General features: G+C 62.6%; 6 protein-coding genes. All 6 read right to left on the bottom strand.

Annotation, left to right across the window (positions count from 1 at the left end):
- Window positions 1-62: 62 nt before the first annotated feature.
- The 6 genes from EN991_RS19225 to EN991_RS19200 all read right to left on the bottom strand — a co-directional run bounded on the left by EN991_RS19225 (window position 63) and on the right by EN991_RS19200 (window position 6,058).
- Complete coding sequence (locus EN991_RS19225) at window positions 63-974, bottom strand: 3-hydroxyacyl-CoA dehydrogenase (RefSeq protein ID WP_245461009.1); 912 nt, start codon at window positions 972-974, stop codon at window positions 63-65.
- Window positions 962-1,837, bottom strand: coding sequence for an N-acyl homoserine lactonase family protein (locus EN991_RS19220; RefSeq protein ID WP_127369321.1), 876 nt, complete (start codon window positions 1,835-1,837; stop codon window positions 962-964). The genes EN991_RS19225 and EN991_RS19220 overlap by 13 nt, the downstream gene beginning before the upstream one ends.
- On the bottom strand, window positions 1,809-2,426 hold the full coding sequence (locus tag EN991_RS19215; protein WP_127369320.1) for a hypothetical protein: 618 nt from the start codon (window positions 2,424-2,426) through the stop codon (window positions 1,809-1,811). Before EN991_RS19215 ends, EN991_RS19220 begins: the two co-directional genes overlap by 29 nt.
- Entirely contained in the window at window positions 2,419-3,459 is a 1,041-nt protein-coding gene (locus EN991_RS19210; RefSeq protein WP_064994844.1) for a LacI family DNA-binding transcriptional regulator, read from the bottom strand. The genes EN991_RS19215 and EN991_RS19210 overlap by 8 nt, the downstream gene beginning before the upstream one ends.
- A 23-nt stretch (window positions 3,460-3,482) precedes the next feature.
- Complete coding sequence (hisD, locus tag EN991_RS19205; RefSeq protein WP_064994852.1) at window positions 3,483-4,772, bottom strand: histidinol dehydrogenase; 1,290 nt, start codon at window positions 4,770-4,772, stop codon at window positions 3,483-3,485.
- A 65-nt stretch (window positions 4,773-4,837) separates the two neighbouring features.
- Window positions 4,838-6,058, bottom strand: coding sequence for a sugar ABC transporter substrate-binding protein (locus tag EN991_RS19200; RefSeq protein WP_245461008.1), 1,221 nt, complete (start codon window positions 6,056-6,058; stop codon window positions 4,838-4,840).
- Window positions 6,059-6,336 lie beyond the last annotated feature (278 nt).

Here is a 6,336-nt window from a genome sequence, read left to right as displayed (position 1 = left end):
GGTGGTATCGGCGGGCAGATTGTAGCGAGGCGCGCACACGAAGGGGCGTCGGTCGTCGTCGGCTACAACCATTCGCGCCAGGCGCTGCGCTCACCGAGGCGGGAGGCCGGCAGCTTTTCGCGGCGCGCGGCCTCGGCTTTGCTGACGAGCGCTTCGGACCAAGGCGCCGGATCGCGCCTTTCCAGCGCGATCGCGTGGTAGAGCGGCCCCAGACGCCGTGCATAATCGGCAATCCCACCTGGCGCGTTGAGGTCGATCGTCTCGAACGGCCCCATGAAGGACCAGCGGTAGCCAAGCCCGTGCGACACGGTCAGATCGATGTCGGCGGCACTTGCGACGCCTTCCTCAAGCAATGCCCAGGCTTCGTTGAGCAACGCGCCCTGAAGCCTGTTCAGCACAAAGCCTTCGACCTCCTTGCGCACGACGATGGCCGCCTGACCCACGGCTTCCATTTGTGCCCGAAGCCATGGAACGATGTTTGCGTCCGTCCATGGCGCCGGAACCAATTCGACCAACGGGACCAGATGTGGCGGATTTACCGGATGCACCACGAGGAAGTGTGCGCGGTTTGCACATGGTGCCGTAAACGCCGAGGCAGGTATACCTGAGCTTGAACTGCCAACGACGGCGTCGGGCCGCATGACCCGATCGATTTCGAGGCAGACGGCCTCCTTGACATCGCGCCGTTCGAGCACCGACTCCTGGATATAGTCGGCATCGGCGACCGCCTCCTCCAGGGTGTCGACAACGCTCAACCGCCGGATGACTGGATCGATTGCGTCGATCAGCCCAGCTTCTTTCATGTCGGCAAGACTGGCGCGGATCCTGTCAATCACCTTCGCGCGGATGTCGTCGCTACCATCGTAGATGGTCACCTGATGTCCCGCCCGGGCGAAAACGATCGCCCAGCCGCGGCCGACGAGCCCTGCCCCGATAATGGCGACCTTGCGGATTGCGTCCACTACTGCACCCACGATTTCTCGCCGTCCGCCAGGCAGATTTCAGTGATGCGCAGGCCATCCTTGGTGATGCGCGACGGGAAACGGTCCTTCAGCCGCTCTTCGTGGATGGGAATGACGCGCCGCGCCTCGTAATTCACCTGCTTCATCATCTCCTCGGTGGCCAGCACGAGATTTGTCTGGCTGCCGACCGCTAACCCCACCGGAACGTAGAGCGTCTCGATATCGACGGCAGCTCCCGAGCCCTCGATATTGTCGAAGACATAGACCAGATCGCCTGCCAGTACCCAGGTATCTTCCTTGCCGTTGCGTATGGTGACCCACATCGAACCGTAGGTGTGGCTATCGAAGGCGGGATTGAGATCGACATTCGGGAGCACGTCCTGCTTTGCCCCATCAATCGTCACCAGCCGCTTCTGGCGGGCAAGATCGACACCGCGCACGATATCGCCAGGGTCGACGGCGACGTTCATCCAGCGCATGCGGTCCGGCAGCGACATCGCCCAGACCCATTTCGCGATTTCCCGCTCCTGGATGTAGAAAGTCGCTTTAGGGAAGTCCTCGACATTGCCGAAATGGTCGAAGTGGGCGTGCGTGACGAAGACCGTGTCGACGTCTATCGGCGACAGGCCGATCTCGCCGAGGACGGCCTCGGGCGAGTGCCAGTTTTCGACGCCGAACTTGTCGCCGAGATGCTTGCCGTAGTCCTTGTTATTGTAGCCAACATCGACCATGGCGACGTGGCCGTTGCCCTTAATCAGCGCATAGCAGTAGGGAAGCTTGACGTGACCCTGATTGTGGGCGCCGTAGAGCACGCCGCTCCTGTGGTAGTTGGTGACGTAGCTGTACTCAAGCACCCAGATCGAATACTGACCCATCGTTTCCTCCCTGTTTTCGCCAGCGCTGTGCACAACTGCAGCAGGCATGATTGAAATCGATCGGCGTCATGCCGGCTCGAGGCTCCGACGCCGCCTGCAGCCAGGCATAGGCGTGCTTGATTCTCTCCGCTGCGCGGTCGAGATGCTGCTGCCAGTCGCGCCACAGCCGAGCCAGGCCGAATTCGTCAAGCACTTCGCCGAGCGTCGCGTGCGCAGACTCCAAGCGCACGCGATGGGCCTCCAGACCGCGCGGCGGCTGCAAGGCGCCCAGTCGCCGCTTGACCTCGGCCCATTGTTCACAGGCCGCCGGGATATCCGGCAGGTCGAGCACATCGCGGCGACCGCCAGCTTCGGCCAGAACCAGCAAGCCCGCGACCTGCCCGATCAGTCGGCGCAGACCGTCATAGATGGGACGGGTGGCAACGACATAGCGGACGACAGCCTCGTCGGTCGCCCCATCCTGATCGATGAGCGGCTGGGATTCCCCACTTTCAGCGGACGACGGCTGCGGCGCTGCAACCAGCTCGCAGTCATAGCGGTGAACGGAGAGCGCGCGTTCGAAGAATCGCTTCGCGGATGGATCAGTCATGGTCCCTCCTGCGTGTCGTCGCCCGCTCGATCACGGGGCCGGGCGCAATCATCTGCACGACCGGCTCCCGGCCAGCATTCGTGCCCAATTCCTTGGCCAGCGAGACCGTCGCCTCCAGCATCTTTTCGATGGGCTGCTTGACGGTCGTCAGACCGTGCGAGGGCCAGTGCGCCATTTCGATATCGTCGAAGCCGACGATCGAGATGTCGTCCGGCACGCTAAGCCCCAGTTCCCGCACACCGTCGAGGAAGCCGATGGCGAGAATGTCGTTGGCGCAGAACACGCCGTCGGGCATCTTTTCGAGATCATGCAGCTTGTGGGCGGCCTGATAGCCAGCGTGATAGCTGAATTGCCCCGCATCGATGACGGCAGGCTCTGCAAGGCCGCGCTCGACCGCGCGTTCGCTAAAGCCGCGGTGACGGGCGACATTGGTCGAGGCATCCGCCAGTGCGGCGATGTAGGCCAGGCGCCGGTGGCCCGTATCGGCCAGATAGTCGGCAATGCGGCGACCGCCAAGGATGTTATCGCAGGAGATGCCGAAAGCGTGGTCGTCGGCCGACAGTCGGTTGAAGAAAATCACCGGCGTGCCGGCCTTGCGGCACTCCTGCGCGGCTTCCGAAGACAAGGTCGCCGCGAGGATGATGGCGAGGTCGGGCTGGTAGTTGAGGAGAAGGCGCAGTGCCTGGTCGACCTCACCAGACTGGTCGGCAGCGACCAGCATCACATTCATGTCGATGGCGCGCAGTTCGGTGGTGAGCCGGGTCAGCACTTCCGGATAGAACGGGTTCGTGATGTCGGCGACGACCACGCCGACGATGCGCGTCTTCTTGGTGATGAGGCTGCGAGCGAAGGGATTCGGCGAATAGCCGATCTCCCGCGCCCGGTTCAGCACCACGTCCCGCGTTTCCTTGGCGATCACGGCGTCGGCGTGAAAGGCCCTGGACACGGTCGCGACAGACATGCCGAGGTCGCGCGCCAGATCCTTTACGGTCAGGCGTGGCTTGCTGCTTTTGTTACGGGCGATGACCGACATGAAAACTCCGTTGGCGCGCAGCCTTAGGCCTCGTTGCGACCTCCGTAGCGGCGAACCCGGATGTTGGCCTGCTCGGCATGTCCGTAGAATCCTTCCAGGACGCACAGGCGCGAACAGTACTCGCCGATCATAGCGCTCGCTTCGTCGGTCAGGACGCGCTGATAGGTGCAGGTCTTGATGAACTTGCCAACCCACAAACCGCCGGTGTAGCGGGCCGCCTTCTTGGTCGGCAGCGTATGATTGGTGCCGATGACCTTGTCGCCATAGGCAACGTTGGTGCGTGGACCCAGGAACAGTGCGCCGTAATTGCGCATGTTGTCGAGAAAGTAGTCGGGATCGCGCGTCATCACCTGCACGTGCTCGGAGGCGATCCGGTCGGCTTCCACAACCATTTCCTCGTAGGAATCGCATACGATCACCTCGCCGTAGTCGGCCCATGCCCTGGCAGCGATTTCGGCCGTCGGCAGGATTTTCAACTGACGTTCGATCTCCGCCATGGTGTCGCGCGCCAGCTTTAGCGAATTGGTCAGAAGCACCGCCGGGCTTGTGGGACCATGTTCGGCCTGGCCAAGCAGGTCGGTCGCGCAAATCTCCCCGTCGACGCTGTCGTCAGCGATCACCAGCGTCTCGGTCGGGCCGGCGAACAGATCGATGCCGATGCGGCCGTAGAGCTGGCGCTTGGCTTCAGCAACGAAGGCGTTGCCGGGACCGACAAGCATGTCGACGCGTCCGATGGTCTCGGTTCCGAGCGCCATGGCGCCGACGGCCTGGATACCGCCCAAAACGTAGATCTCGTCGGCGCCGCCCAAGTGCATGGCAGCGACGATGGCCGGGTGTGGCCCGCCCTGGAACGGTGGCGCGCATGCGACGATCTTCTTCACGCCGGCGACCTTCGCTGTGACCACGCTCATATGCGCGGAAGCGACCATTGGATATTTGCCGCCCGGCACGTAGCAGCCAACCGTCTCAACGGGGATGTTCTTGTGGCCAAGGACGACACCTGGCAGCGTTTCCACCTCGAGGTCCTGCAGGCAGGCGCGCTGCTTTTCCGCGAAATTGCGGACCTGCACCTGGGCGAAGCGGATGTCCTCAAGATCTCTTGCCGAGACTTCGGACATGGCCTGCTCTATATCGCTGTCGCTCAGCCGGAAGCTCGGCGGCGACCATTTGTCGAAACGCTCCGACAGTTCCCGGACGGCGTCGTCGCCGCGTTTTTCGATATCGGCGAGGACCGTTTCGACGGTCGTTCGCACGGCCGCGTCGCCCTGGGCAACAGCCTCGGGATCCCTGCCCCGCTTCAGAAAGGTCGGCATGTTCTCATCCTTGTCTTGAGTCGGATGGACGGCACGACGCCGTCCATCTATCGCATTGCTGATCGTCAAGGCTTCACTGTCGCCTCGATCTTGGTCAGCTTGTATTCGTCGGCCGCAGCCTTGCAGGACGAGCAGTTGATGCCGGGCGCGTCGGGCGCCTTCTTTACATCCGCCGGCAGCGGTTGGATGGTCGCTCCCGGTGTTGGCTTGCCCTCCAACGCCGACTGCAGCGACAGTTCCGGCAGCAGCTCGGGATTGAAGACCTCGGTGACGAAGGACGACGGCACCTTGTCTGACGGAAAGACGTTGCAGCCGTCGGCGAAGGTGTCGCCCTTGCAGGGCTTGACCTTATCGGCCGGCACCCACGGCAGCGGGTACTCGACGTTCATCGGCTTCAGGTCGCGCTTCTTGGTGAGGATCTCCATCATCAGCTTGAAGGCGTAGCCGGAGGTGGCAGGCGGCGAGCCGGCCGAGACGCCCTTGAGCCCCATGCCCTGCATCTTCGGATCGGCCAGGCCGAGGCGGAAGCCGTCAGAGTTCTCGCCGGTCATCGGCACGAGCTTGTTGCCCTTGTCAAGCTGCGCCTGGATCGCGCCGTATTCGCCAGCCTGGGCCCAGATGCCGTCGACGTCCGGATGTGCGGCGAGCGCCTTGGCCGTCTCCTGCTGCGTGGTGCGGTCATCCCAGTAGGAATAGTATTCGGCGACCACCTTGATGCCGGGATACTGGCTGAAGATGTGCATTGCGCCGTCGGTGTGGCGTTTGTCGACCGAGTTGCCCGGAACGCCGCGGCTGAGGAAGATATTGCCCTTGCCACCAAGGATATTGACCAGCGCCTGGGCGGTGTTCTCGCCAAAGCCGGCGGTGATGTAGCTGACGTTGTAGGCGCAGGGCTCGGTTACCGTGGCGTCGTACATGAAGAACAGCACGCCTTTCTGGCAGCCGCGATGTATGGTGCGGTTCAACGCCGTCGACGAGATCGGGAAGCTGATGATGCCGTCGGCGCCATCCTGGATCATGCTTTCATAGGCCGAGATCTGCGCCTGCGGATCGGTGCCGGAAATCACCTCCTTCAGTTCCACCGTCTTGTCGTAGGGCGGCGTCTGCGCCAGCGCCTTGACAATGTTCGCGGCCTCCGACTGCCACGAGTTGCCGCTATAGCTCAGCGACAGATAAACCTTGAGCTTCTTGTCCTGCGCGTCGGCCTGGTCGACGACCGTCCCGACGCTCACAGCTGTGGCAAGCGTCAGCGACGCGGCCAGACCTAGTGTTTTTAATAGCTTCATTTGCATCAACCTCCCTTTGGAATTTGGCCCTTGCGTGCCGGGCCATAGCTTGTGAGAACGTTCTCACAATCGAAAGAAACATTGCAAGCAGGGGCATGGTCATTTCCTGCGCGTCAGCATCCGATTGCCGATGTGGGTCAGGAACTCGCCCCGCAGCACCAGCAGCGCGCCAACGATGATCCCGCCCTCGATGACGGTGCGCCATCCCTCGCTGAGTCCAATGGCGGAGATCATCGTGCCGAGCGTGGTTAGAAGGATTGCGCCGCCGACCGTGCCGA

This window comes from Mesorhizobium sp. M7A.F.Ca.US.005.03.2.1 (assembly GCF_003997795.1).
In the GTDB taxonomy this organism is placed as follows: domain Bacteria; phylum Pseudomonadota; class Alphaproteobacteria; order Rhizobiales; family Rhizobiaceae; genus Mesorhizobium; species Mesorhizobium ciceri.
This window is presented reverse-complemented; position numbering and strand designations above follow the sequence as displayed.

Coding starts and splice junctions, on each gene's coding strand:
- EN991_RS19220 (WP_127369321.1), bottom strand. CDS start 1,837: ATGGGTCAGTATTCGATCTGGGTGCTTGAGTACAGCTACGTCACCAAC.
- EN991_RS19215 (WP_127369320.1), bottom strand. CDS start 2,426: ATGACTGATCCATCCGCGAAGCGATTCTTCGAACGCGCGCTCTCCGTT.
- EN991_RS19210 (WP_064994844.1), bottom strand. CDS start 3,459: ATGTCGGTCATCGCCCGTAACAAAAGCAGCAAGCCACGCCTGACCGTA.
- hisD (WP_064994852.1), bottom strand. CDS start 4,772: ATGCCGACCTTTCTGAAGCGGGGCAGGGATCCCGAGGCTGTTGCCCAG.
- EN991_RS19200 (WP_245461008.1), bottom strand. CDS start 6,058: ATGAAGCTATTAAAAACACTAGGTCTGGCCGCGTCGCTGACGCTTGCC.